The 25,514-nt window shown below is 66.0% G+C and carries 15 protein-coding genes and 8 pseudogenes; 14 read left to right on the top strand and 9 right to left on the bottom strand.

Annotated features, from left to right (window positions below):
- Positions 1–87 precede the first annotated feature (87 nt).
- Positions 88–3,565: pseudogene (gene dnaE / locus OL239_RS13210) on the top strand (DNA polymerase III subunit alpha).
- Between the two features lie 81 nt (positions 3,566–3,646).
- On the opposite strand, the gene OL239_RS13205 reads toward dnaE, so the two are convergent.
- Together OL239_RS13205 and OL239_RS13200 are read right to left on the bottom strand one after the other, a co-directional pair.
- Positions 3,647–3,796, bottom strand: a complete 150-nt coding sequence (locus tag OL239_RS13205; RefSeq protein WP_268909331.1) for a helix-hairpin-helix domain-containing protein — start codon at positions 3,794–3,796, stop codon at positions 3,647–3,649.
- A complete protein-coding gene (locus OL239_RS13200) occupies positions 3,741–5,360 on the bottom strand; it encodes a YhgE/Pip domain-containing protein (protein ID WP_268909330.1) in 1,620 nt (539 codons plus the stop codon). The genes OL239_RS13205 and OL239_RS13200 overlap by 56 nt, the downstream gene beginning before the upstream one ends.
- An 80-nt stretch (positions 5,361–5,440) precedes the next feature.
- Here OL239_RS13200 and OL239_RS13195 point away from each other — a divergent pair, with 80 nt between their 5' ends.
- From OL239_RS13195 to nrdR, 3 genes are all read left to right on the top strand, one after another.
- Entirely contained in the window at positions 5,441–6,106 is a 666-nt protein-coding gene (locus OL239_RS13195) for a TetR/AcrR family transcriptional regulator (RefSeq protein ID WP_268909329.1), read from the top strand.
- Positions 6,107–6,158: 52 nt separating this feature from the next.
- On the top strand, positions 6,159–7,511 hold the full coding sequence (gene hisD / locus OL239_RS13190) for a histidinol dehydrogenase (RefSeq protein WP_268909328.1): 1,353 nt from the start codon (positions 6,159–6,161) through the stop codon (positions 7,509–7,511).
- Between the two features lie 183 nt (positions 7,512–7,694).
- Positions 7,695–8,192: a transcriptional regulator NrdR gene (nrdR, locus tag OL239_RS13185; protein ID WP_268909327.1), complete on the top strand. Its 498-nt coding sequence runs from the start codon at positions 7,695–7,697 to the stop codon at positions 8,190–8,192.
- 78 nt (positions 8,193–8,270) lie between these two features.
- Here nrdR and ppgK read toward each other — a convergent pair.
- Positions 8,271–9,076: pseudogene (gene ppgK / locus OL239_RS13180) on the bottom strand (polyphosphate--glucose phosphotransferase).
- Between the two features lie 43 nt (positions 9,077–9,119).
- Positions 9,120–9,995: pseudogene (gene map / locus OL239_RS13175) on the bottom strand (type I methionyl aminopeptidase); the annotation flags it as partial.
- Between the two features lie 88 nt (positions 9,996–10,083).
- Between map and OL239_RS13170 the strand changes: the two are divergent.
- Entirely contained in the window at positions 10,084–10,260 is a 177-nt protein-coding gene (locus OL239_RS13170) for an SPOR domain-containing protein (RefSeq protein WP_152218702.1), read from the top strand.
- A gap of 12 nt (positions 10,261–10,272) precedes the next feature.
- On the opposite strand, the pseudogene panB reads toward OL239_RS13170, so the two are convergent.
- Positions 10,273–11,138, bottom strand: a pseudogene (panB, locus tag OL239_RS13165) (3-methyl-2-oxobutanoate hydroxymethyltransferase).
- Between the two features lie 254 nt (positions 11,139–11,392).
- Between panB and OL239_RS13160 the strand changes: the two are divergent.
- The 8 genes and pseudogenes from OL239_RS13160 to OL239_RS13130 all read left to right on the top strand — a co-directional run bounded on the left by OL239_RS13160 (position 11,393) and on the right by OL239_RS13130 (position 20,319).
- On the top strand, positions 11,393–12,733 hold the full coding sequence (locus OL239_RS13160) for a glutamine synthetase family protein (RefSeq protein WP_268909326.1): 1,341 nt from the start codon (positions 11,393–11,395) through the stop codon (positions 12,731–12,733).
- 69 nt (positions 12,734–12,802) lie between these two features.
- Positions 12,803–15,819 (top strand): annotated as a pseudogene (locus tag OL239_RS13155) (bifunctional [glutamine synthetase] adenylyltransferase/[glutamine synthetase]-adenylyl-L-tyrosine phosphorylase).
- Between the two features lie 121 nt (positions 15,820–15,940).
- Positions 15,941–17,038: an ABC transporter permease subunit gene (locus tag OL239_RS13150; RefSeq protein ID WP_329609221.1), complete on the top strand. Its 1,098-nt coding sequence runs from the start codon at positions 15,941–15,943 to the stop codon at positions 17,036–17,038.
- A 26-nt stretch (positions 17,039–17,064) separates the two neighbouring features.
- Positions 17,065–17,409: an amino acid ABC transporter permease gene (locus OL239_RS19600; RefSeq protein WP_329609220.1), complete on the top strand. Its 345-nt coding sequence runs from the start codon at positions 17,065–17,067 to the stop codon at positions 17,407–17,409.
- Complete coding sequence (locus OL239_RS13145; RefSeq protein ID WP_268909325.1) at positions 17,406–18,134, top strand: amino acid ABC transporter ATP-binding protein; 729 nt, start codon at positions 17,406–17,408, stop codon at positions 18,132–18,134. The genes OL239_RS19600 and OL239_RS13145 overlap by 4 nt, the downstream gene beginning before the upstream one ends.
- A 350-nt stretch (positions 18,135–18,484) precedes the next feature.
- Positions 18,485–18,658, top strand: coding sequence for a hypothetical protein (locus OL239_RS13140; RefSeq protein ID WP_268909324.1), 174 nt, complete (start codon positions 18,485–18,487; stop codon positions 18,656–18,658).
- A 135-nt stretch (positions 18,659–18,793) separates the two neighbouring features.
- Complete coding sequence (locus OL239_RS13135) at positions 18,794–19,531, top strand: DUF2510 domain-containing protein (RefSeq protein WP_268909323.1); 738 nt, start codon at positions 18,794–18,796, stop codon at positions 19,529–19,531.
- 539 nt (positions 19,532–20,070) lie between these two features.
- A complete protein-coding gene (locus tag OL239_RS13130) occupies positions 20,071–20,319 on the top strand; it encodes a hypothetical protein (protein WP_268909322.1) in 249 nt (82 codons plus the stop codon).
- A gap of 97 nt (positions 20,320–20,416) precedes the next feature.
- Here OL239_RS13130 and glnA read toward each other — a convergent pair.
- Positions 20,417–21,840, bottom strand: a pseudogene (gene glnA / locus OL239_RS13125) (type I glutamate--ammonia ligase).
- A gap of 249 nt (positions 21,841–22,089) precedes the next feature.
- Here glnA and OL239_RS13120 point away from each other — a divergent pair.
- Entirely contained in the window at positions 22,090–22,536 is a 447-nt protein-coding gene (locus tag OL239_RS13120; protein WP_268909321.1) for an RDD family protein, read from the top strand.
- Positions 22,537–22,784: 248 nt separating this feature from the next.
- Here the strand turns inward: OL239_RS13120 and OL239_RS13115 are convergent.
- The 3 genes and pseudogenes from OL239_RS13115 to lipB all read right to left on the bottom strand — a co-directional run bounded on the left by OL239_RS13115 (position 22,785) and on the right by lipB (position 25,402).
- A pseudogene (locus OL239_RS13115) lies at positions 22,785–23,539 on the bottom strand (DUF4191 domain-containing protein).
- A gap of 143 nt (positions 23,540–23,682) precedes the next feature.
- Positions 23,683–24,687 (bottom strand): lipoyl synthase, encoded by a 1,005-nt coding sequence (lipA, locus tag OL239_RS13110; protein ID WP_268909320.1) that lies wholly within the window; start codon positions 24,685–24,687, stop codon positions 23,683–23,685.
- Positions 24,684–25,402 (bottom strand): annotated as a pseudogene (lipB, locus tag OL239_RS13105) (lipoyl(octanoyl) transferase LipB). Before lipB ends, lipA begins: the two are co-directional and overlap by 4 nt.
- Positions 25,403–25,514 lie beyond the last annotated feature (112 nt).

Below are 25,514 nucleotides of genomic sequence, written 5' to 3'. Positions count from 1 at the left end.
CGCCGCCGGGCCTAGAATGGTTCGGTGGCTTCAGCAACTAGTTCTTCGAAATCGTTTGTCCATCTCCACAACCACACCGAGTACTCCATGCTGGACGGCGCGGCACGCCTGACGGACCTCTTCAGCCACGCTGAAGAACTCGGCATGAACGCCGTGGCAACCACCGACCACGGATTCGTGTTTGGGGCGTTCGACTTCTGGAACAAGGCACGCAACGCCGGGATCAAGCCGATCATCGGCGTCGAGGCCTATCTGACCCCCGGCACTGCCCGGGCGGACAAGACCCGCGTGAAGTGGGGCGACGGCGGGCGGAATGACGTTTCCGGCGCCGGTGCCTACACCCACATGACGATGTGGGCCGAAACCACCGAGGGGATGCACAACCTTTTCCGGATGTCCTCCCTGGCCTCGCTGGAGGGTTTCCTCTACAAGCCGCGCATGGACCGGGACCTGCTGCAAACCTACGGCAAGGGGCTCATCGCAACCACGGGCTGCCCGTCGGGCGAGGTGCAGACCAAGCTGCGCCTGGGCCAGTACCGCGAAGCCGTGCAGGCTGCCTCCGATTTCCGGGACATCTTCGGTGCCGAGAACTTCTTCTGCGAAGTCATGGACCACGGCCTGGACATCGAGCGCAACGTGCAGGCAGACCTGTTCAAGCTCGCCCGGGAGCTGAACCTGCCGCTGGTGGCCACCAACGACCTGCACTACACCCATGCCGAGGACGCCTCGGCGCACGCAGCCCTGCTGTGCGTGCAGTCGGGCTCCTCGCTGGCCGACCCCAAGCGCTTCAAGTTCGACGCTGACGAGTTCTACCTGAAGTCCCCGGCGGAAATGCGCGCCATCTTCCGTGACTACCCCGAAGCATGCGACAACACGCTGCTCATTGCCGAGCGCTGCGACGTCGAGTTCAACACCAACGCCAACTACATGCCGCGCTTTCCCACCCCCGAGGGGGAAAACGAGGAGTCGTGGTTCGTCAAGGAAGTGGAAGCCGGACTGCACCGCCGCTATCCCGGCGGCATTACCGCCGACGTGCGCCAGCGCGCCGACTACGAAGTGGGCATCATTGCGCAGATGGGCTTCCCGGGCTACTTCCTCGTGGTGGCCGACTTTATCAACTGGGCCAAGAAGAATGGCATCCGGGTGGGCCCGGGCCGCGGTTCCGGTGCCGGTTCCATGGCCGCTTATGCCATGGGCATCACCGATCTGGACCCGCTGCAGCACGGCCTGATCTTCGAGCGGTTCCTGAACCCCGACCGTGTGTCCATGCCTCGACTTCGACGTCGACTTCGATGACCGGCGCCGTTCCGAGGTGATCCACTACGTCACCGAGAAGTACGGCGACGAACGCGTGGCCATGATCGTCACTTACGGCACCATCAAGGCCAAGCAGGCCCTGAAGGACTCCTCCCGCGTGATGGGCTATCCGTTCTCCGTGGGGGAGCGCCTGACCAAGGCCATGCCGCCGGACGTCATGGGCAAAGGGCTGTCCCTGGCGGACGTGCACAACAAGGAAGCCAAGCGCTACGGCGAGGCCGAGGAACTGCGCGAACTGCTGCGCACCGACCCCGATTCCCAGCGCGTGTTCGACACCGCGCTTGGGCTGGAGGGCCTGAAGCGGCAGTGGGGCGTGCACGCCGCCGGCGTGATCATGTCCTCCGATCCGCTGATCGACATCATCCCGATCATGCGCCGCGACCAGGACGGGCAGGTCATCACACAGTTCGACTACCCCACCTGCGAAGGCCTGGGGCTGATCAAGATGGACTTCCTCGGGCTGCGGAACCTGACGATCGTGTCCGACGCCGTGGAGAACATCAAGAACAACCGCGGCGAGGACCTGATCCTTGAGGACCTGCCGCTGGACCTGAAGCCCGCCTACGACCTGCTGGCCAGCGGCGACACCCTGGGTGTGTTCCAGCTCGACGGCGGGCCCATGCGGTCGCTGCTCAAGAGCATGCGCCCGGACAACTTCGAAGACATCTCCGCCGTCATCGCCCTGTACCGCCCGGGGCCCATGGGCGCCAACTCGCACACCAACTATGCGCTGCGCAAAACCGGCCAGCAGGAAATCACTCCTATCCACCCGGAGCTTGAGGAGCCGCTGGCGGAGATCCTGGGCACCACCTACGGCCTGATCGTCTATCAGGAGCAGGTGATGGCCATTGCCCAGAAGGTGGCGGGGTTCAGCCTCGGCCAGGCTGACATCCTGCGCCGCGCCATGGGTAAGAAAAAGAAGTCGGAGCTGGACAAACAGTATGCCGGCTTCCACCAGGGCATGGTGGACCGCGGCTACTCCGAAGCGGCCATCAAGGCGCTCTGGGACATCCTGCTGCCCTTCTCCGACTACGCCTTCAACAAGGCCCACTCGGCCGCCTACGGCGTGGTGTCCTACTGGACCGCCTATCTGAAGGCGGTGTACCCGGCCGAATACATGGCGGCCCTGCTCACCTCGGTGGGTGATGACAAGGACAAGCTGGCCATGTACCTGAACGAGTGCCGCAAGATGGGCATCACGGTGCTGCCGCCGGACGTGAATGAATCCAGCGTGAACTTCACACCGGTGGGCAACGACATCCGCTTCGGCATGGGCGCCATCCGCAACGTCGGCGCCAACGTGGTGCAGTCCATGGTGGCTGCCCGTGAGGAGAAGGGCGCCTTCACCAACTTCAAGGACTTCCTGATGAAGGTCCCTGCAGTTGTCTGCAACAAGCGCACCATCGAATCTCTCATCAAGGCCGGTGCATTCGACTCCATGGGTCATGCCCGCCGGCCGCTGGCCATGATCCACGAAGAGGCGATCGATTCCGTCGTCGTGCTCAAGCGCAACGAAGCGGTGGGCCAGTTTGACCTCTTCGCCGCCATCACCGACCAGGAACCGGAGGATTCGATCAGCATCGACATCCCCGACCTGCCGGAGTGGGAGAAGAAAGACAAGCTCTCCTTCGAGCGCGACATGCTGGGCCTCTACGTCTCCGACCATCCGCTCCAGGGCCTCGAGGGTATCCTGAGCCAGCACGCGGACTCTTCCATCACCAGCATCGTGGGCGAGGAAGGCCCCGCCGACGGCGCCATCGTCACCATTGCAGGGATGATCACCTCGCTCCAGCGTCGAATCGCCAAGAACAGCGGCAACGCCTACGCTCGCTGCGAGATCGAGGACCTGGCCGGCTCGATGGAGGTCATGTTCTTCGGGCAGGTGTACGGTCCGATTGCGGCCGTGCTGGCGGAGGACCTGATCGTGGTGGTCCGCGGCCGGCTGCAGCGCCGCGACGACGGCGCCGTAACCCTGAACGCCCAGGAATTGACGGTGCCGGACCTCAGCGAGGGCCACTCCGGCCCCGTGGTGATTTCGATGGCCACCTACAAGGCCACGGAAACGGTGGTGACGCAGCTCGGCGACGTGCTGCGCACCCATCCCGGCACCTCCGAAGTGCAGATCCGGCTCAACGGATCACGCAGCGTGGAGGTCATGAAGCTGGGCGTGGACATGCGGGTCAATCCCACTCCGTCATTGTTCGGGGACCTGAAGGTGCTGCTGGGCCCGGCCTGCCTCGACGCCTAGCGGATCCCGGCGGGCCCTGTCACCGGTCCGTCCAACGGCCACCGGTCCGCCCGACGCCCTCCGGAGGGCGGATCCAGCGGCTTACCGCAGCGCCAGCCCGTGTTCCTTCAGGGCTTCTTCGATGATGCGCAGCGCCTTGGGGCCGACGCCGTGCAGCCGGGACACTTCAGCTCGGTCAGCGTCCGCGAGTTCCCGCAGCGACGCATACCCGGCAGCGCGCAGACCGCGCACTGCTGGTGCTCCGATTCGGGGAGGGTGTCCAGGGATGAGGCCGCCATCCTCCGACCCTACGGCCGGCGCCGTCCCGGGGAAGACCCGCCCCGCGGCGGCCAAACGCCCGGTCGTAGCCGGCACCGGACAGGAAGCCAAGAATCAGGGAGATTGCCAGGATCAGGGCCAGCGCCAGCACATCGGCGCCCAGCCCGGTGTTCGTTCCCGATCCGAAGTACAGGACGCTGCGGACGGCGTCGGCGATGTGGTGCAGCGGCTCCCAGGGAGCGATGGCCCGGAAGAATCCGGGCAGGGCTTCGAGCGGCACCACGGCCCCGGAGGACGGCAGTCCCATGAGGACCAAATAGACCATCGAGACCAGCAGTCCGGCATTGCCGAAGACGGTGAGCAGCATAAAGACGGCGGCGGACACCGCGGACATGGCCAGCCAGCTGATGAGGAACAGGATTCCGCCGTTGGGCAGGGGAACCCCCGCGGCGGACGCCACCCACAGCACCACTCCCGAGGCGGGCGCGGCGGCGGTAACGAAGATTCCCCACTTGAGCAGCAGCGTCTTCGTGCGGGAGAGGCTGGCCCGCGGCGACTCCAGGAAGGCCGGCCCCATCTCCAGCGGCGTGATGCCCAGCCGTCCGTCCACCAGTACATTCACGCCGATGGAGCCGGTGAGCCCCAGGACCAGGAGCAGGATGGCGAAGTAGAAGGAGCCCATGCCCAGTGCCGTGCCGTCTTCGACGTCGTGGTAGGTGGCGGAAACAATCCGGACGGGATCCTGCAGCAGAACCGCCGAGGCCGCACTGACCGTGGGCGCCAGCTGTCCGGACAGCTGCGCGGGAGTACCGGCCTGCTGCCGGGCGATCTCCCGGGCAAAGGCTTCGGTGGCCGGGCCTGCCTGCGCCGCGGCTTCCTGCATCCGGCGGGCCTGTTCGTCCTGCGATACCGTCAACTCCTGTTCGACGGCGGCACGCGCCTGCGCTTCGGCCTCGGCTGCTGCACTGCCGAGCTGCGCGCCCAGGGACGTGCTGGCCTCTGCCAAGCCGGGTTCCACGATCCCGGAGGCCAGCCGTGCGGCCAGGGCACCCGCCTTCGGATCGGTGTACACCGTGACGGTGGGCTGGGCGGCTGCCTCCCCGGACAGTGAGCCGGCAACCAGCCCGGCCGCATCGGAGGAGAAGGACTCGGGAATGATGACGGCGGCATACACCCCTCCGTTCTCGAGCTGCTCCCGGGCCTGCGCCCAGGAAAGGACCCGCAGATCGAGTTCGTCTCCTTCGGCGGCGCGGTCCGCAAGACCGTTCACGACGTCCCGCCCCAGATTTTGCGGCGCTGCGCCGTCAGCCGTTCCGTCCGTTCCGGAGTCCTCGTTAACCACCGCCACCGGAAAGTCCTTCAGGTGCCCCGTCGGGTTCGCCAGCCCGCCCATGTAGAGGCCGGTGCCGACAGCCGCCAGCAGGATGACCACGATTATGGGAAGGAGCCAGAACTTCGGCGCCCGGTAGGGGGAGCCGGGGCGCCTGGGTGCCGGGAGGGCAGCGTGGCGGGAGCGGGCCGTGGTGGACGTGGACATGCGGGCAGATCCTTTTGCAGTGCGTTGGATACGTTGGTGTATTGACTTCACCGACGATACACCCATGTATCGTAAGAAGGATGAACAGCGCAGAAGACGGCATCGCCATGGTGGCCGCCGGGGAAGAACCTGCCAAGAGGTCGCGGACAGCTACCCGAAGCCGCCTGCTGTCCACCTCGGCGGCGGTTTTCGCCGACAAGGGGATCGACGGAGCCAGCGTCGAGGAGCTGTGCGCTGCGGCCGGCTTCACGCGCGGAGCGTTCTACAGTAATTTCGCCACGAAAACCGACCTTGCCCTGGCCATGTACGAGGACCATGTCCGTCAGCTCGCCGACCGGTTGAACGGCCAGCTCGACCAGTGGCTCCGCCGCGGCGGGCTGGAACCGGCGGTTGTTGTCGAACGTGTCCTGGAGGGGATGGCCGATTTCACCTCCGATACGGTGTGGCACTCGGTTCGGCTGGAACTGTTGCTGGCTGCCAGGAGGTCCGGGCGGGTCCGCGACGTTGTTGCCGAGCAGCGCAGGGTGCTGGCCGGGGCCGTTACGGCTGCGCTGGTGCGGGTTGCCGATGCCCACGGTGCCAGCTTCACGGTGGATGCCGCGGAGCTGGCACGGCTGCTGCTGGCGGTCTACGACGGACGGTTGAATGAGCAGATCGCCGGCAGTGGCGGCAGTACTCCGCAGCTGAACCTTGTGGCCGTCATCTGGCAGAACCTCACGGCACCCCGGCCGCGTCCGGGGCCGTAACGCGTCTGTTCCGGTGCCAGCGCCGCCACCGGTGCTTGGGTAGACTGGAAGCGTGACTTCCTCCAGCTCAGATCCCGTCTTTAATTCCTTCCGCACCATCGACCTGCGCGGCCGGCACCTGACCCCGGCTGGACTGAAGCACGCCATGCCGCGGGCCGAAACCACCACGGATGTGGCCTCCGACGCCGTCGCGGCCATTATTTCCGATGTGCGCACCCGCGGTTACCGCGCCCTCAGCGAGCTGGCCGCACGGTTCGACGGCGTGGAGCGGCGTCAGCCGCTGGTGCCGCGCCGGGCGCTGCGTGAGTCGCTGGCGCAGCTCGATCCGGCCGTCCGGGAAGCGCTGGAAGAGTCCATCCGCCGTGCCCGGCTCTTCGCCGAGGCCCAGCGCCCGCAGGATACCGACCTGCGGATCGGCCCCGGCGCCGCTGTCTCGCAGAAATGGCTTCCGGTGGGCCGCGTTGGCCTGTACGTCCCGGGCGGACTGGCGGTGTACCCGTCGTCGGTCGTCATGAACGTGGTACCCGCACAGGCCGCCGGGGTCCGCTCGCTCGCGCTGGCCTCGCCGCCGCAGCGTGAGTTCGGCGGTCTGCCGCACCCGACCATCCTGGCGGCAGCAGAGCTGCTGGGGATCGAAGAGGTGTACGCGATGGGCGGGGCCCAGGCTATTGCCGCCTTTGCCTACGGCATCGCCGCGGACGACACGAACCCCGAGCTGGCCCCGGTGGACGTCGTGACCGGCCCCGGCAATGTCTACGTGGCCACCGCCAAGCGCCTGGTCAAGGGCGTGGTGGGGATTGACGCCGAAGCCGGGCCCACCGAAATTGCCATCCTGGCCGACAGTGCAGCGGATCCGCGCCTGGTCGCGGCAGACCTGATCAGCCAGGCCGAGCACGATCCCAATGCCGCGTCCGTCCTCGTAACGGATTCCCCGGAACTGGCCCAACGGGTCCGGAGCGAACTTGGCCGGCAGGTACCGGCCACCCGGCACAGCGCCCGCGTGGAAACCGCACTCTCCGGACCTCAGTCCGGAACCATTCTGGTGGACGGCCTGGAGCAGGGGATTGCCGTATGCAACGCCTACGGGGCCGAACACCTGGAGATCCACACAGCAGCCGCCGCGGAGGACGCGGCCCGGATCACGAGCGCCGGCGCCATCTTTGTCGGCAGCTACAGCCCGGTCAGCCTGGGCGACTACTGCTCCGGCTCCAACCACGTGCTGCCCACCGCGGGAACCGCAGCCTTCTCCTCCGGGTTGAACGTGACGACGTTCATGCATGCCGTCCAAGTGATCAACTACGACCGGGCCGCCCTGCAGGAGGTCAGCGCGCACGTCGTAGCACTGTCGCACGCCGAGGACCTGCCTGCGCACGGCGACGCCGTGTCCATTCGGTTTTCTTCGTAGACCGCCCGGGAACCACCACATGTAGTAGCACCAAGTACTACATGTGGTGACGAACAGTTGGTGATGTTGGTCCCGCGGCTCTAGAATGAGTGCGCGGCGCAGCTTTCGCTGTGCCGGCCCTGGTGCATCCGCAGCAGGCTTTGGATGCCTTCCGGCACATGACCTCCAGCGAAAGGACACCGGATGTACTGTCCGTTCTGCCGCAACGCTGATTCACGCGTCGTTGACAGCCGTCTGGCCGACGACGGATCCGCTATCCGCCGCCGCCGCCAGTGCCCGGAATGCGGCCGCCGGTTCAGCACCGTGGAGACCACGAGCCTCAGCGTCATCAAGCGTTCCGGCGTGGGCGAGCCGTTTAGCCGCGGGAAGGTCATCAACGGGGTCCGCAAGGCATGCCAGGGCCGGCCGGTCAGCGAGGATGACCTGGCGATGCTTGCGCAGGAAGTCGAGGAGACCATCCGTGCCAGCGGCGTGGCTGAGATCGACGCCCACGAGGTGGGCCTGGCTATCCTGGAACCCCTGCAGAAGCTGGACCAGGTTGCCTATCTGCGCTTTGCGAGCGTGTACCAGGCCTTCGAATCGCTGGAAGACTTTGAAGCAGCCATCGCTGAACTGCGCGGGGCGCCCCGGCACGCCGGCGCTGAGTCATCGGATGCCCGGCGGCCGGCCGCTGCCCGCTGATGCCGGTCGCCGAAGGGCGGCAGCCGGTTATCCTGCCGCCGCCCCTCGTTGCCCTCCCGGTGCGCCCGGGCAGCCGCCCTACTTGATGTACTTGAAGTGCAGGGCGGACTGAAGAGCCGCCCCGACAATCCCGGCGTTGTTCTTCAAATTGGCGGTAACCATCGGAGTCCGCAGGCTCAGCATCGGCAGGAAGTCCTCGCTGCGCTTGGAAATCCCGCCGCCGATTACGAACAGGTCGGGGGAGAAGAGGAACTCGACGTGGGAGAAGTAGCGCTGAAGCCGCTGGGCGTATTCCTCCCAGCCGATTCCGTCGCGTTCCCGGGCCGAGGCTGACGCCTTGGTTTCGGCGTCGTGGCCGTCAATTTCCAGTGTCCCAGTTCGGCGTTGGGGACCAGCATGCCCTTGTAGATCAGGGCCGAGCCAATGCCCGTGCCCAGAGTGATCACCAGGACCGTGCCGTCCACCTCGCGGCCGGCGCCGTAGCGGGCCTCCGCCAGGCCGGCCGCATCGGCGTCGTTCATGACCTGGACGTCGCGGCCGAGGGCCTTGGTCAGCAGCGTGTCGACGTCCGTGTCAATCCAGCTCTTATCGACATTGGCCGCGGACCGGGCAATGCCGTGCTGGATGATGGCCGGGAAGGTGACGCCCACGGGGACGTCGGGGCCGGGGCCGTCCGGCCGGGAAGACAGCTCCGCCACGATTTGCCCCACCACGCCGGCGACGGCTTCGGGGGTTGCAGGCTGCGGCGTCGGAATGCGGAACCGTTCGCCAATCAGCTTGCCCTTGGCCAGATCAACAATCCCGCCCTTGATGCCTGTGCCGCCAATATCAATGCCGATGACCGCGTTGGCGTCGCCGTGCTTACTCTTGTGTTTCTTGGCCATGGTTCTCCAGATGTAGGTCTGTCCCGGCGGCGTGAGTGCTGCTAGGGAGGGTCAAAACTTCAGCGCCGGTGTCCGTGACGAGCAGGGTGTGCTCAAACTGGGCGGTGCGTTTGCGGTCCTTCGTCAGGACGGTCCAATTGTCGTCCCACATGTCCCACTCGATGGTGCCGAGTGTGAGCATAGGCTCAATGGTAAACACCATTCCCGGTTCAATAAGCCGGCTGTAGGCCGGCGCGGCGTCGTAATGGGGGATGATCAGTCCGGTGTGGAAGGCCTCGCCGACCCCGTGGCCGGTGAAGTCGCGGACGACACCGTAGCCGAAGCGCTTGGCGTAGGACTCGATGGCGCGTCCAATGACGTTGATTTCCCGGCCCGGCATCACCGCTTTGATGGCCCGGCGCAGGGATTCGGACGTGCGCTCCACCAGCAGGCGGGACTCTTCATCCACGTCACCCACCAGGAACGTCCAGTTGGTGTCACCGTGAACCCCGTTGATGAACGCGGTGATGTCGATGTTGATGATGTCGCCGTCTTCAAGCACCGTGGTGTCCGGAATGCCGTGGCAGATGACTTCGTTGACCGAGGAACACAGGGACTTGGGGAAACCCCGGTACCCCAGGGTCGACGGGTAGGCCTTGTGGTCCAGGAGGAACTCGTGTCCCACCCGGTCCAGCTCATCGGTGGTGACGCCGGGGACAATGTGCCTGCCCACTTCGACGATTGCCCGTGCCGCGATTTTGCTGGCGTGACGGATCTTCTCGATGGTCTCGGCTGACTTGACCTCGGAACCGGTGAAGGGCGCGGGAGCTTCCTTGCCCACGTATTCCGGCCGCGCGATGGACGCGGGAACCGGCCGCCGTGGACTCACGGCTCCCGGAGAAAGGTGACCAAGGGGTGCAGAGGCAAGAGTGTGGGGCATACCATCGATCTTATCGCCGGACGGCTTGTGCCGCGGCACCGGGGCGCCCAGCCGGGGGGCACGGAAGCAATTTGGAGGAGCGCGCATCATGGCTGAGTACTGGTTCAACGTTGTCACCCACGAGGTCGAAAAGGGCCCGCAGTCTGACTGGACCAAGCTGCTGGGCCCGTATCCGACCCCTGAGGAAGCTGAGCTTGCCCTGCAGAAGGTCCAGCAGCGCAACGAGGCCTGGGACAAGGAAGACGAAGAAAACCGCAACTGGTAGCCGCGCGGCTGTTCAGAAACTGTGCTCCGGCCCGGGGAAGGTGCCTGAGCGAACCTCGTCAGCGTACGTTTTGGCCGCCTCGGACAACACTGAACGGACGTCGGCGAACTGCTTGACGAACCTCGGCATGGTCCCGCTGCGCATCCCTGCCATGTCCTGCCAGACCAGCACCTGGCCAGTGGTCGCATTGCCGGCTCCGATGCCAATGGTGGGAACGGCGACCGCGGCGTCCACCTCGGCGGCCACGTCGGCCGGAACCATCTCCATCAGGACACAGAACGCACCCGCTTCAGCCAGGGCCGCGGCGTCGTCGAGCACCGCCCGGCGCGCATCGCCGCGTCCCTGAACCCGGTAGCCGCCCAGAGCGTGTTCGCTCTGCGGCGTGAAGCCCACGTGGGCCATGACAGGGATGCCGGCAGCGGCCAGGGCACGGATATGCGGCGCATAGTGTGCTCCACCTTCCATCTTGACCGCGTGCACCAGCCCTTCCTTGAGCAGCCTGATGGAAGACTCAACGGCCTGCGCGGGGAGACTTCGTAGGAGCCGAAGGGCAGATCGCACACCACCAGGGCGCGGTGAGCGCCGGCCGTCACGGACCGGGCAAAGACAATCATTTCATCAAGAGTGATCGGCAGTGTGGTGGGGTGGCCCATGACGTTGTTGGCTGCTGAATCGCCCACCAGCAGCACCTCGATGCCTGCCTCGTCAAAGATGGCGGCGGTGTACTGGTCATAGGCGGTGAGCATCGCGAAATGCTGCCCGGAGTCCTTGAGCTGCTGCAGGTGCGGAATGCGGATGCGCCGCGGCTCGGGCTGCCCGGCGGCTCCGGGGCGGGCGGATCCGGCGGCGTAGGGAGCGGGCTGGTCGGCGTCGGTCATGTGCTGAGCCTACTAAAAACGGGAAGCCCCGCGGCAGTGTCACCGCAAGCCGGGCCGCGCTCCCGCCCCAAGCCCCTGGGACCGTTCCCGCAAACCCCGGCGTAGCCCGGCCGTAACCCCCGCCGTAACGCTGGGACCGCAGGGCACCGGCGGCGGTAATCCGCGCCGGGATGGGTAGAGTGAAGGAAGGCTAGAAACACTGGGACTGCCGCGGGAATCCGGGCGGTCCCACCGTCTGAAGAAAGAGGGCAGGGATGAACCGCCAGCAGGAATTCGTTTTGCGCACCATCGAAGAGCGAGACGTCCGGTTTGTGCGGTTGTGGTTTACCGACGTGGTCGGCACCCTGAAGTCCGTGGCACTGGCCCCGGCCGAGGTCGAAGGTGCCTTCGAAGAGGGCCTGGGCTTTGACGGTTCCTCGATCGAGGGCCTGGCCCGGGTCTTTGAATCCGACATGCTCGCCCAGCCGGATCCCTCCACTTTCCAGATTCTTCCGTGGCGGGGGGATTCCGAGCAGACCTCGCGCATGTTCTGCGACATCCTCACGCCGGACGGCCAGCCCTCCGCCGCCGACCCGCGCAATGTGCTGAAGCGCCAGCTGGCCAAGGCCGCCGACATGGGCTTTACCTGCTACACCCACCCCGAAATCGAGTTCTACCTGCTGAAATCGGATGAGCTGGGCGCCGACGGCGAGCCGGTGCCGGTGGACCGTGCCGGGTACTTCGACCATGTCCCCGGGGGCGTGGCCCAGGACTTCCGCCGCACGGCGGTGTCCATGCTGGAAGCCGTGGGCATCTCGGTGGAGTTCAGCCACCACGAAGCGGGCCCGGGCCAGAACGAAATTGACCTGCGGTACGCCGATGCGCTGCAGACCGCGGACAACATCATGACCTTCCGGACGGTGGTCAAGGAAGTGGCGCTGACCACCGACTGCTACGCAACGTTCATGCCCAAGCCGTTCTCGGAGCACCCGGGTTCCGGCATGCACACGCACCTGTCCCTGTTCGAAGGCGACACCAACGCTTTCTTCGAGGCCGGCGCCGAGTTCCAGCTCTCCAAGACCGCCCGCCAGTTCATTGCCGGCGTGCTCCGCCACGCACCCGAGTTCACCGCCGTGACCAACCAGTTCGTGAATTCCTACAAGCGCCTGTGGGGCGGCGGTGAAGCCCCCAGCTACGTGTCCTGGGGCCACAACAACCGTTCGGCGCTGGTCCGCGTACCGCTGTACAAGCCCGGCAAGGGCCAGTCAGCGCGGATCGAGTACCGCGGCATCGATTCGGCGGCCAACCCCTACCTTTCCTACGCGGTCCTGCTCGGTGCCGGACTCAAGGGCATCGAAGAGGGCTACGAGCTTCCCGCCGGGGCGGAGGACGACGTCGAGAGCCTGTCGGCCGCCGAGCGCCGCGCCATGGGGCTGAACCCGCTTCCCGCGTCCCTGCACGACGCCGTGCGGACCATGGAGGAATCGGAACTGGTGGCGGACATCCTCGGAGAGCAGGTGTTCGAGAACTTCCTGCGGAACAAGCGTTCCGAATGGAACGAATACCGCCAGCATGTCACTGCGTTTGAATTGAAGAAGAACCTGGGCATTCTCTAGCACGGGCTTTCCCCGGCACGCCGGCGGGCACGGGCGCTGTGGCGGAATAAGCGATATGGAGGACCTTCGATGAGTCTCACCCGCCGGCTGATTGCCGCAGGCTTCACCGACCTGGAAAAGAGCAGCCGTTTCCTTCGGGCCCCCGAACTTGAGGGGCTGGACGAGGCGGCGCTCTTCACCGGATTCCTGCAGGCCGCGGATCCGGATCTTGCCCTGCAGTCGCTGGTGCGCCTGCTGGACCGGGTGCCGGAACTGCGCGAACTGGTCCAGGGCGGCGAGGAGGACAGCGAGGCCCTGTTCCGGCTGCTCGGCGCTTCGGAAGCGCTGGCCGAGTTCCTGATGCGCCATCCCGAAGCCGCCGGGAGCGTCCGGGCACCGCTGCGCGCCGAGCCCTCGGAGGTTCCCGCCGACATCCTGCGCGCGTCGCTGCTGGAAGCGGTCAAAGCCGGCACCGGGGACGCCCCCGTGGCCGGGCTGACCGGCATTGAAGCCTATGTCGCCCTGCGTGCGCGGTACCGCCGCCATCTGCTGGACCTGGCCGTCCGTGACCTGGGAGCGGCGTCGCCCACCGATGTGCTGCCCGCCGTCGGCCGCGAACTCGCGGACCTGGCCGGTGCCGCACTGGAAGCCGCCCTGGCGGTCTCGCGGGCCGAACTTGCCGCCAGCTATCCGGCGGGGGACATCTCCCGGGTGCGCCTGGCCGTGATTGCCATGGGCAAATGCGGAGCGCGGGAGCTGAACTACATCTCCGACGTCGATGTGATCTACGTGATGGATTCCACCGGGCTGGACGGGGACCGCGCGGCAAAAATCGGCACGGCGCTGGCGGCCGGTATTTCGCGGGCGATCAATGCCTCGGCGCCCGAGCCGGGCCTGTGGGAAGTGGACACGAACCTGCGTCCCGAGGGCAAAGACGGTCCGCTGGTGCGTACCCTTGACTCCCACCTGAGCTATTACACCCGGTGGGCCCACACCTGGGAGTTCCAGGCCCTGCTCAAATCCCGCGCCGCCGCCGGCGATCCGGACCTGGGCCGGCGCTACGAAGAAGCCGTGGCCCCCCTGATCTGGTCCAGCACCGAGCGGGAGGGGTTCGTCGAATCAGTGCAGGCCATGCGCCGCCGGGTCACCGACAACATTCCGGCGCACGAGGAGGCCCGGCAGCTGAAACTGGGCAGCGGCGGCCTGCGCGACGTCGAATTTACCGTCCAGCTGCTCCAGCTGGTGCACGGGCGGACCGATGAAACACTGCGGGTGCGCTCCACGACGTCGGCCATCGCAGCCCTCAGCGAGGGCGGCTACATCGGGCGCACCGACGCCGTCGACCTCGACGCCGCCTACCGGTACCTGCGGGTCCTGGAGCACCGCATCCAGCTGGTGCACATGCGCCGCACCCACCTGATGCCGGACACGGCACCGGCGCTGCGTGCCCTGGCCAAGGCTTCCACCGGTTCGCTCTCCGTCGGACGCCCCACCGCTGAGCGGCTGACCGACACCTGGCAGCGCACCAAGCGGCTGGTTCGCCGGCTGCACGAGAGCATCTTCTACCGCCCGCTGCTGAACACCGCGTCCAGCCTCAGCGTCGACGAGGTGAAACTCTCCCCGGATGCAGCGCAGGCCCGCCTTGCTGCCCTCGGATACGCGGATCCCAAGGGTGCGATGCGGCACATCGAAGCGCTCACCGCCGGCATCAGCCGCCGCGCCGCCCTGCAGCGGCAGCTGCTGCCGGTGCTGCTGGGCTGGCTGGCCGACGGAGTGGACCCCGACGCCGGACTGCTGGGCTTCCGCCGGCTGAGCGAGTCCCTGGGGGAGACCCACTGGTATCTGGGCATGCTGCGGGACTCCTCGGCGGCGGGGGAGCGGCTGTGCTCGATCCTGTCCTCCAGCCGGTTCATCACCGACCTGCTCGAAGTCTCGCCCGAGGCCACTGCCTGGCTCGACACCGACAAAAACCTCGTGCCGATGACCTTCGAAGCCCAGTGGCAGGAAATCCGCTCCAAGATGTCCCGCCACCCCGATGCACGGGAGGCCATGCGCCTGATCCGCCTGATCCGGCGCCGCGAAATGCTGCGGATCGCGCTCGCGGACAGTGCCGGGCTGCTGTCGCAGGAGGACGTGGGCCGGGCGCTCGCCGACGTGGACCGTGCGGCCGTGCTGGGGGCGCTGCACGTCGCCGAGGGGGAAGTATTCAGCGGCGAAGACAAACTCACCGACATGCTCGTCGTGGCGATGGGCCGCCAGGGCGGGCGGGAAATCGGCTACGGGTCCGACGCGGACGTTCTCTACGTCCACCGTGCCGTGCCCGGTGCGGACCCCGGTGCCGCCCAGGCACAGGCTGAGCGCATTGTCGGCCAGCTGTCGGCGCTGCTGCAGCAGCCCTGCACGCCGGCCATCCTCGCCGAAAAGGTGCTGGTCCTGGACGCCGGACTCCGCCCGGAAGGACGCAACGGGCCGCTGGTGCGCAGCCTGGGCTCCTACCGCGAGTACTACAGCCGGTGGTCGCTGATCTGGGAGGCGCAGGCCCTGCTGCGGGCCCGGCCGATGGCCGGAAGCGACGAGCTGGCCGAAGACTTCATGGCCCTGATTGATCCGATCCGCTATTCCGCCGGCGTCAGCGAACACGACATCCGCGAGATTCGCCGCATCAAGGCGCGGGTGGAAAATGAACGCCTGCCCCGAGGGGCGGATCCTCCCGGCAGCTCAAGCTCGGCCGCGGCGGCCTCAGCGACGTCGAATGGCTGGTGCAGCTGCTGCAGCTCGAGCATGCTGCAACCCACCCCGGGCTGCGGACAACGGCCACCCTGCCGGCGCTTGACGCACTCACTGAAGCCGGGCTGCTTCCGCCCGCCGACACCGCCGTTTTGCGCGAGGCGTGGGTTCTGGCCAGCCGGATCCGCAGCGCCAACGTCATCCGCGGCGGCCGGAACCCCGACGTGTTGCCTTCATCACGCCGGGAGCTGGAGGCGGTGGCACGCTGGTGCGGCTACGGACCCGGCCAGGGCGGCGTTTTGGAAGAGGACTACCTGCGAATCACCCGCCGGTCGCGGGCTGTTTTTGAAGGCTGGTTCTACGGCTACAACTCCGCCTGAGGACGCCGCGGACGGTCCGTGCAGTCTCCCGGTTAGTTCCTGAGCCCCGCGCTGGGTAGGCTCTATGAGGCATTATCGGCATTTTTGTGCCGTTTCGGAACATCTAGGAGACATTTTCACCTTGCATACCGGCAAACGGGCCCGTCGAGGCCCGGCTAAGCTCGCCGCCACGCTTACAGCGGCGACCGCGGCCATCGCACTGCTCCTTGGCGTCCCCGCAACCGGGGCATTCGCGGCAGAAACCCCCAAGACCGCAGAGGGCGAAAGCTACTCCGTTGGCACCGACACCACCTTTGCCCCCTTCGAATTCCGCCAGGACGGCGAACTGGTGGGCATCGACATGGACCTGCTCAATTCCATCGCCGAGGAGGAGGGTTTCACCGTTGACATCCGCTCCCTCGGCTTCGACGCGGCGCTGCAGGCGCTGCAGTCCAACCAGGTGGACGGCGTCATCGCCGGCATGTCCATCACGGAAGAACGCCAGAAGACCTTCGACTTCTCCGACCCGTACTTTGAATCCGGCATTCAAATGGCCGTCGCGGAGAACAACGATGAGGTCAGCAGCTATGAAGACCTGGCCGGAAAACGTGTAGCGGTCAAGACCGGCACCGAGGGCCAGGCCTTCGCCGAGTCCATCAAGGACCAGTACGGCTTCAACGTGGTGGCATTTGCGCAGTCCGCGCAGATGTACGACGACGTCAAATCCGGCGGCTCCGTGGCAGTCTTCGATGACTATCCGGTGCTGTCCTACGGCATCAAGTCCGGAAACGGGCTCAAGACCGTCACGGAAAAGGAACCCGGCTCCTCCTACGGCTTCGCTGTCAACAAGGGAACCAACCCCGAACTGCTGGCTGCCTTCAACTCCGGCCTGGCCGAGCTGAAGGACAGCGGCGAGTATGACGAGATCCTGGACCGCTACGTTGACGCCGGCGCTGCCGACTCCAGCTTCTGGGCCTTGGTTACGGAGAACGCGCCGGCCTTTGCCAAGGGGCTGGGGCTGACGCTTCTCGCCACCGCCCTGTCCCTGGTCTTCGCCCTGGTGCTCGGCGTGCTGTTCGGGTTCTTCAAGGTCAGCTCCAACGTGGTGCTGCGCGGCATCGCCACCACGTACGTGAGTATTTTCCGCGGGACTCCGGTGCTGGTGCAGGCGTTCTTCTTCTACTTCGGCCTGCCGCAGCTGATCGGCACGGACGTTGATGTTCTACGGCCGGCGTCCTGACCCTGTCACTGAACGCCGGTGCCTACATGACGGAGATCGTGCGCGGAGGCATCCAGTCCGTGGATCCGGGGCAAATGGAGGCTGCCCGCAGCCTGGGCCTGGGCTACGGCAAAACGATGCAGAAGGTCATCATTCCGCAGGCCGTGAAGATCATGACGCCTTCCTTCATTAACCAGTTCGTTATCACGCTGAAGGACACGTCGCTGCTGGCGGTGATCGGCTTCGCCGAACTCACCTACCAGGCCCAGCAGATCTACGCCGTGAACTTCCGCACCGCCGAGGTGCTGCTGATCGTGGGCGCCCTGTACTTCATCGTCATCACCCTGCTGACCAAACTGGCCGATGTGCTGGATAAGAGGTTCAACAAGTGAACAAGATCGAAACCCGCGGACTGCGCAAGTCCTACGGCTCCAACGAGGTCCTGAAGGGCCTGGACGTGTCCATCGGCGAGGGCGAGGTGGTCTGCGTTATTGGTCCGTCAGGTTCGGGCAAGTCCACCTTCCTGCGCTGCCTGAACAAGCTCGAAGACATCACCGTCGGTGAGGTGGAGGTCAACGGCTTCAGCCTCACCGACTCCAAGGTGGACCTGAACAAGGTGCGCCAGAACATCGGCATGGTGTTCCAGCACTTCAACCTGTTCCCGCACATGAGCGTGCTGCAGAACGTGATGCTGGCGCCGCTGGAACTCAAGAAGGGTTCCAAGGCAGAGGTGCGGGCCAACGCCCTGCGCCTCCTGGACCAGGTGGGACTGGCGGACAAAGCGGATGCACGCCCGGCTCAGCTTTCGGGCGGCCAGAAGCAGCGTGTGGCCATCGCGCGGGCACTGGCCATGGCACCGGACATTATGCTCTTTGACGAGGCCACCTCGGCCCTTGACCCTGAAATGGTCGGTGAGGTTCTCCAGGTCATCCGCGACCTGGCCAAGGCCGGCATGACCATGGTGGTGGTCACGCACGAAATGGGTTTTGCCCGCGAAGTGGCCGACCGCGTGATCTTCATGGCAGACGGGAACATCGTGGAGGAGGGCGCGCCGGAGGCGCTGTTCACCCGGCCACAGCAGCCCCGCCTGCAGGACTTCCTGGCAAAGGTGCTCTAGCGCCCCACCCATCCCGCACCGGCACCGGTGCATTGCACGGACGACGGCGGCCGTACCCTCAGGGGTACGGCCGCCGTCGTCGTCCGCAGCAGTTGACCCGTGCCGGGCGGTCGGTCTGCGGGCGCTGCGGTTCGGCGGTGCTTCCGGTGACCAGACCCACGTTGAAGCGTGACAGTGCGGCTCCTAGACTTGATGGTGGCGGTGATTTGTTGGCGCAGCAGCGAAATAGAGCTGCAGGCCGTGCCCGCCCGGAGCACACGCGGCCATGGGCTGCCCCGGTTTTCGCTCCCTCCGGTACCCGACGGCGGTCCGCCGCACCGGAAATCCCACAGCAACCATTGGAGGTATTTATGCTGAAGCATGCCGCAAAGACCCGACAACGGACCCGGCGTTCGACCACCGCACAGATGACCGCGATCATTGCGGGCTGCGCCCTTGTCGCCGGCGGCGTATCGGCCGCCGAGATCAGCATGTTGAACAATTCGCGCGCCGACTCGTCGGTGAGCACCCAGACCGTGCCCTAGCGCAGTGCCGGCCGCGCTGCGGCCGTGATCTGAGCAGCGGTCCCGGCCTGCGCCGCGTTGACCGGTGAATCGGCTACCGTATGGAAGACGAACCGTTCACCCCCCGGTCCGCCACCCGCCTCAGGAGAAGAACATATGACATCGCCACGGCCAGGCTGGTATCAGGATCCAGAGAACCCGGACCAGCAGAAATGGTGGGACGGGCAGTACTGGAGCACCTATACCCTTCCGCTGGCAGGGGCCGAATCTCCCGCCTCCGGCGGATCCGAAGCCGCCAACTCAGCGGGGGAGGTATCGGCGGACGGAGCACCCCATGACCGGGCTGCGTCGGTCGGCCAGAACCTGGACAGTCCATTCACACCCGTTCACCAGAGCCCCGTTCAGCAAACCGCCGCTTACCAAACCCCCGCTCAGCAAGCCCCCGGCGGCCGGGAACAGGCCCGCCCCGCTTCGTCCGACAACCCCGTGCCGCAGTCTCCGGGCACCGCCGGTCCGGACGGGCATGCGGGTTATCCCGGCTACCAGCAGGGGTACGGAGGCCCGGCTCCGGCTTATGGGGGCTACCCCGGTTACCCGGGCTACCCCGGCCACCAAGCCTATCCGGGGTACCTCCAGGGCCCCGCCGGCACCAACGCCATGGCCCTGACCGGCTTCATTCTTGGGCTGGTGTCCCTCTTCCTGTTTTGGATCCCGCTCGTCGGGACGGCCGTTGCGCTGGGCGCCGGTATCTTTTCCGCCGTCGGGCTGGCCAGGCAGGGAAAGCGTGCACCCGTCTATAAAGTGCTGGGCATCATCGGGCTGATCCTCGGCATTATTTTCCTGCTCCTGTCGGTTCTCATCGCCGTCGCGGTTCTGACGCCCTCCTACTACTAGTGCACCGCCGGCGCGGCCCCTGCGCTGCAGCGGCCCGCCGGACCGGAAAGTAGGATCCATGGACAGGACAGACGGCACCGTGAACAACCATCACACAGTGCCCGCAGCCCCGGGAGATCAGACGACCGGCGGAGACCAAACCACCGGCGGAGACCTAACCCTCGCCGTCGGCCGGGCGTTTGACGCCCTGCCGAACGGGTCTTCCGCGCCCACGTCGACCCCAACCTGCTCAGGCAATGGATCGGCCCCCGGGGGAGCGACCTGCGAATCCGTGATTTCGTGGCGCGCACCGGCCCCCTCGCCTTGAGGTTTTCCGTTTCACCGGCCTTGAAGGGGAACGCAGCCGGCTCGACAGGCTTTCCGTCTTCACCTCTCCCGCGGACCGTGATGCCGCCGCGGCCGATCCGGACACCGGCGCGGACACGGGCATGGACGGCGATTCAGCCGGCTGGATGAGCTGCTTGCCACCGTCAATTGGGATGCCCGGGCGAAGCTTTTGGGGCAACATCGAACCACCGGCCCGGTGAACCCCTGCGGGAATGGGACTCCGCAACAGCTCAAGGGATTTGGCCCTGACGATCCAGGGCTCCGTCTCCGGAGAAGCAGTCGTGCGCCTGATCAACGGTGACCCGCTGTCCTCCGAAGACCTGATCGCGTTCGGCCGGCTCAATTCACTGTGCGTGCTCAACTGGTTTGAACCTTTGGTCATGCTCCTGGGGCCGGTAGGTCCGCAGGTAGCTCCCGCCCATGCCCGGCTGATTCGGGAACATACGCAGCTCTTCCACTAGGGACAGCAGGACAAGCAAAAGGCCCGCGCAGTTCGCCGGGATGCGGCGAACTGCGCGGGCCTTTTCAGCGGGCGGAGCCGCCGGCTTCGGCCAAGGCCTAGCAGCCGTAGTAGAGCTCGAACTCGTACGGGTTCGGGCGCAGCATCAGCGGCTTGATCTCGTTTTCGCGCTTGTACTCAATCCAGGTGTCGATCAGGTCCTGGGTGAAGACGCCGCCGGCCTGGAGGAACTCGTTGTCGTTCTCCAGGGCGTCCAGCGCCTCTTCCAGGGAACCCGGGGCCAGCTGGATGCCGCGGGCCTCTTCGGGGGAAGCTCGTAGAGGTCCTTGTCGATCGGATCGGCGGGCTCAATGCGGTTCTTGATGCCGTCAAGGCCTGCCATCAGCTGGGCCGCGAACGCCAGGTACGGGTTCGAGGACGCATCCGGGGCACGGAACTCGATGCGCTTGGCCTTCGGGTTGGAGCCGGTGATCGGGATGCGGATACCGGCGGAGCGGTTGCCCTGCGAGTAGACCATGTTGACCGGAGCCTCGAAGCCCTTGACCAGGCGGCGGTAGGAGTTGACCGTCGGGTTGGTGAAGGCCATGACGGCCGAAGCGTGCTTGAGCAGACCGCCGATGTACCAGCGTGCAACGTCGGACAGGCCGGCGTAGCCCTTCTCGTCATAGAACAGGGGCGTGGAGCCGTTCCACAGCGACTGGTGGCAGTGCATGCCCGAGCCGTTGTCGCCGAATACCGGCTTCGGCATGAAGGTCGCCGACTTGCCCCAGGCATCGGAGACGTTCTTGACGATGTACTTAAACTTCAGCAGGTCATCGGCAGCGTGCGTCATGGTGGTGAACTTGTAGTTGATCTCGGCCTGGCCGGCACCGCCCACTTCGTGGTGGGCGCGCTCAACCTCAAGGCCGGCGTTGTCCAGCTCCACGCAGATGGCGTCGCGCAGGTCAGCCTGCTTGTCCACGGGAGCCACGGGGAAGTAGCCGCCCTTGAACGGCGTCTTGTTGCCGAGGTTTCCGCCGGCTTCCTCCCGGCCGCTGTTCCACGGTGCCTCAATCGAGTCCACCTTGTAGAAGCTGCCCTGCGGGGAGGACTCGTACTGGACGTTGTCGAACACGAAGAACTCCGCCTCGGGGGCAAAGAACGCGGTGTCGGCAATACCGGTGGAAGCCAGGTAGGCCTCGGCACGCTCAGCCACGCCGCGCGGATCGCGGTGGTACGGCTCGCCCGTGCGGGGATTGACGATGGAGAAGTTCAGCGCCAGGGTCTTCTCGATGCGGAACGGATCCAGGAACGCGGTGGTCACGTCCGGAATCAGCTGCATGTCGGATTCAGCGATGCCCTGGAACCCGCGGATGGAAGAGCCGTCGAAGAGCTGGCCGTTGATGAAGAAATCGGCATCTACGGACTTCGCCGGTACGTTGAAGTGCTGCTGCACTCCGGGGAGGTCGGTGAATCGGATGTCGACGAACTTAACATCTTCGTCAGCGATGAACTTGAGGACTTCGTCCGCAGTTTTGAACATCGGTACTTTGCTCCTTTTACACAATTGGGTGGATGACTCCAGGCTGCCCGGCCAGACCTGCCTATGGACGGAAATGGCTTCCCTGTCAACTCCTTAGAACTGTAAGGGGAGCAAATTTCTCGACCGTGTCGGCCGTGTTTCAGGCAAGTTACGCAACCGAAGTCTCACCTCTACCCTAACGTGAACGGCTTCGCGGGGAGCATTTAGGGGGCGGAGCGCGGCGTCGCGGACGGCGGGTAGTCTTAAACGGTGGTAGATAGAAGAAGCTTAGGTTCGTGGCTGGAAGGCCCTCCCTCCGACGAAAACACCTGGCCCGGGAAGCGCCTTGGCCGGCCAAAGTCCGGCCCCGGAAGCATTGGACGGGTGGGTCCGCGCCTTGGCGCCATCATCATTGACTGGACTGTGGCTTCGGTGATCTCCTATGGCTTCTTCGGCGGATCAGCCACCGCCACCCTGGCGGTCTTTGCGATTGAACAGATCCTGCTGGTCGGCCTGCTCGGGTACAGCATCGGCCACCGCGTGTTCAGCCTCCAAGTGCAGCGCATGGACGGCCGGGCGGCCGGATTCCTACCCGCCCTGGTGCGCAGCGTGCTGCTCTGCGTGGTAATTCCCGCCGTCGTCTTCGACGCCGACCAGCGCGGCCTGCACGACCGCGCCATGGGCACAGTCCTCGTCAAGGTCCGGCACAAGCGCTAAGGACGACGCCGGCGGTTCAGGCCGCTGGATGTCGGGCTCCGGCGCGGCGGCCGGTGCCGGGCCGCGAACCCTGCCCCGTCACCGGCCCGCCTGCGCGGGAGCGGAGGGGCCGCTACGGGTTCCCCTCCAGCGTTATTCCTGTATCCAAGCGCCCAAAGGCCCCCTTTCGAAGCTGACATGCTTCGAAGGGGCCTTTCGTCATGCTGCGGCCGGCACTGTATTCCGGCGCTGTGTTCCGGCAGTGCGGATTAGCGTCCGCGGGAAGCTTTGCGGTCGGGGCGTGCCTTGAACGGGTCGATCCCCTTGGGGACCGGCAGGCGCGTGCCCAGAGCGGCCAGGCGTTTGTTGACGGCCTGGACTTCCTGCTTGGTCAGGGCCTTCGGAAGCTTCTTGGCTTTCTTGGCCACCTGGGACAGCGGTGTCAGGTTCTCGCCGCGGCCGGTCTGGATGACGTGCACCGGAACATTGGGGGCGATGCGGCTCATCCGGCGGCGTTCGCCGTCGGCCAGGGCCTTGGCCCGTCCCGGGAACCTTCGGTTACCAGGACGATGCCCGGACGGCCGATGGCACGGAAGACGGCCTCCTGGCTGCGCGGATTAATGGCAACCGGCTGCTCCTCGAGGATCCAGCCGCGGCGCAGGATGCTCAGTGCGGCGCCGGAAGCGCCCGTCTGGCCTTCGATCTGGGTGAAGGCGGCGCGTTCGGCACGGCGGGAGAGGATAAAAACGGCGGCCAGCAGAGCCAGCGGGACCGCGATAATGAGCATCGTGATCCAGTTGTCAATCAGCAGGCCGATGATCAGCCCGACGGCGATGATGCCCAGGAACGCACCTGCCATCACCCACACCAGGTTGGGGTCGTTGCGCCGGGTCATCTTGAAGACGTCGGCGATCTGCTTCATGCGGCCGGGGCCTTTTTTCTTCTTCTTCTCCGCTTTGGGCTTGCGGGAGAAGAGGCCGCGGCGGGCGCTCTTTGGTTCGTCGGAATCTGTGCTGTTGGCCATAGTGGTTCAATTCTACGTGATGGGAGCACCCGGTCTGCGCCCCCGGCACGGGCGAACCCTGCATCCGGGGGATCGGACGCACCAGGTTCGCGGCGGGCGTACGCCGGTCCGCCCGAAGGGACGGTCCGGCGGCCAGGAGCAGGCTAACGGCGGGCGAGGACGGAGGATGCTTCCTGCAGCGTGGTCCCCGAATCTTCGATGTGCGCCAGCTGCGGGGGAAGCTCCAGGCCCTTTTTGCGCATGGCGCCCGCCCACAACCGGCCGGCCCGGTATGAAGAGCGCACCAGCGGACCGCTCATTACGCCCAGGAACCCCAGTTCGGTGGCTTCTTCGCTGAGCTCCACGAATTCCTGCGGCTTGACCCAGCGGTCCACCGGCAGGTGCCGTTCGCTGGGGCGCAGGTACTGGGTGATCGTGATCAGGTCACAGCCGGCGCCGTGCAGGTCCCGCAGCGCGCCGGAGATTTCATCGCGGGTTTCACCCATCCCGAGGATCAGGTTGGACTTGGTGACCATCCCCAGTTTCTGTCCCTGCGTGATGACGTCCAGTGACCTTTCGTAGCGGAAGGCGGGGCGGATGCGCTTGAACAGGCGGGGCACGGTTTCCACGTTGTGCGCAAAGACTTCCGGGCGGGCATCGCAGATCGCCTCTATGTGTTCGGGCTTGCCGGAAAAGTCCGGGATGAGGATTTCGACGCCGGTGCCCGGGTTCAGCTCGTGGATCTTGCGGATCGTCTCGGCATAGAGCCAGACCCCTTCGTCCTCAAGATCATCCCGGGCCACGCCGGTGACGGTGGCGTAGCGCAGGTTCATTTTTTGCACCGAGCGCGCGACTTTGGTCGGCTCAAACAGGTCGACGGCTGAGGGCTTCCCGGTGTCGATCTGGCAGAAGTCGCAGCGGCGGGTGCATTCGGAGCCGCCGATCAGGAAGGTGGCTTCCTTGTCTTCCCAGCATTCAAAGATATTGGGGCAGCCGGCTTCCTCGCATACCGTGTGGAGGCCTTCCTTCTGTACCTGGTCCTTGAGGTGGACGTACTCGGGGCCAATGTTCACCTTCGCCTTGATCCAGTCCGGCTTGCGTTCCACGGGGACGGCCACGTTGCGCTGCTCGATGCGCAGCAGGCGGCGGCCTTCGGGTGCAAGAGTCATAGGAGGGCTCCTTTCGACCGGCCGGCTGGTGTACCCGGATCCGGAATGGGGGTGTCCGTTGCCCGAACAGGCTGTTCGCGGACAAGGTGCTCCCGGCGGCGGAAGAGTTCCTCTTCCACCCGGGCCACCAGATCGTTCGGTGTGACCGTGCGGCCGCTCTCGGCCGAGATGGTGGTGGTGCCGGCGTCCGTGATTCCGCAGGCAATGATCTGCCCGTACGGCGCCAGGTCATTGCTGCAGTTCAGTGCAAATCCGTGCATGGTGACGCCGTGGTGGACGCGGATGCCGATGGCGGCAATCTTGCGGTCGGGGCCCCCGCCCCGGACCCAGACGCCGGAGCGTCCAGCCACCCGTTCACCGTCGATGCCGTAATGGCCAAGGACGCTGATCAGGGCGTCCTCAAGTGTCTCCACGTATTCGCTGACCTTCGTGGGGTCCGGCAGCCGGAGGATGGGATAACCGACCAGCTGGCCCGGGCCGTGCCACGTGAGTTTTCCGCCGCGGTCCACGGGAATCACCGGTGTGCCGTCGAAGGGGCGTTCATGGTCCTCGGTGCGTTTCCCCGCCGTGTACACGGCTGAGTGCTCCAGGAGCAGGACAGTGTCCGGCGCCGAGCCGTCCAGCACCTGCGCGTGGAGGAACGCTGCCGGTCCCATCCATCCAGGTAATCCACATACTCCGGGGCAAGACCGATGCGCAGGAACTCCAAAGCCATGGTGACAGCCTAGACCGCCGCAGCGGAAGTTCCGAGTATGGCGTTGGTCACATCCTGCAACGCCGTGCCGGAGCCCCGGCGCAGTCTGTGGATAACTTCTGCATCCAGGCCG

Source organism: Arthrobacter sp. ATA002, assembly GCF_026898095.1.
In the GTDB taxonomy this organism is placed as follows: domain Bacteria; phylum Actinomycetota; class Actinomycetes; order Actinomycetales; family Micrococcaceae; genus Arthrobacter_B.
This window is presented reverse-complemented; position numbering and strand designations above follow the sequence as displayed.

Coding starts and splice junctions, on each gene's coding strand:
- OL239_RS13200 (WP_268909330.1), bottom strand. CDS start 5,360: ATGTCCACGTCCACCACGGCCCGCTCCCGCCACGCTGCCCTCCCGGCA.
- OL239_RS13195 (WP_268909329.1), top strand. CDS start 5,441: ATGAACAGCGCAGAAGACGGCATCGCCATGGTGGCCGCCGGGGAAGAA.
- nrdR (WP_268909327.1), top strand. CDS start 7,695: ATGTACTGTCCGTTCTGCCGCAACGCTGATTCACGCGTCGTTGACAGC.
- OL239_RS13170 (WP_152218702.1), top strand. CDS start 10,084: ATGGCTGAGTACTGGTTCAACGTTGTCACCCACGAGGTCGAAAAGGGC.
- OL239_RS13160 (WP_268909326.1), top strand. CDS start 11,393: ATGAACCGCCAGCAGGAATTCGTTTTGCGCACCATCGAAGAGCGAGAC.
- OL239_RS19600 (WP_329609220.1), top strand. CDS start 17,065: ATGACGGAGATCGTGCGCGGAGGCATCCAGTCCGTGGATCCGGGGCAA.
- OL239_RS13140 (WP_268909324.1), top strand. CDS start 18,485: ATGCTGAAGCATGCCGCAAAGACCCGACAACGGACCCGGCGTTCGACC.
- OL239_RS13135 (WP_268909323.1), top strand. CDS start 18,794: ATGACATCGCCACGGCCAGGCTGGTATCAGGATCCAGAGAACCCGGAC.
- OL239_RS13130 (WP_268909322.1), top strand. CDS start 20,071: ATGGGACTCCGCAACAGCTCAAGGGATTTGGCCCTGACGATCCAGGGC.
- lipA (WP_268909320.1), bottom strand. CDS start 24,687: ATGACTCTTGCACCCGAAGGCCGCCGCCTGCTGCGCATCGAGCAGCGC.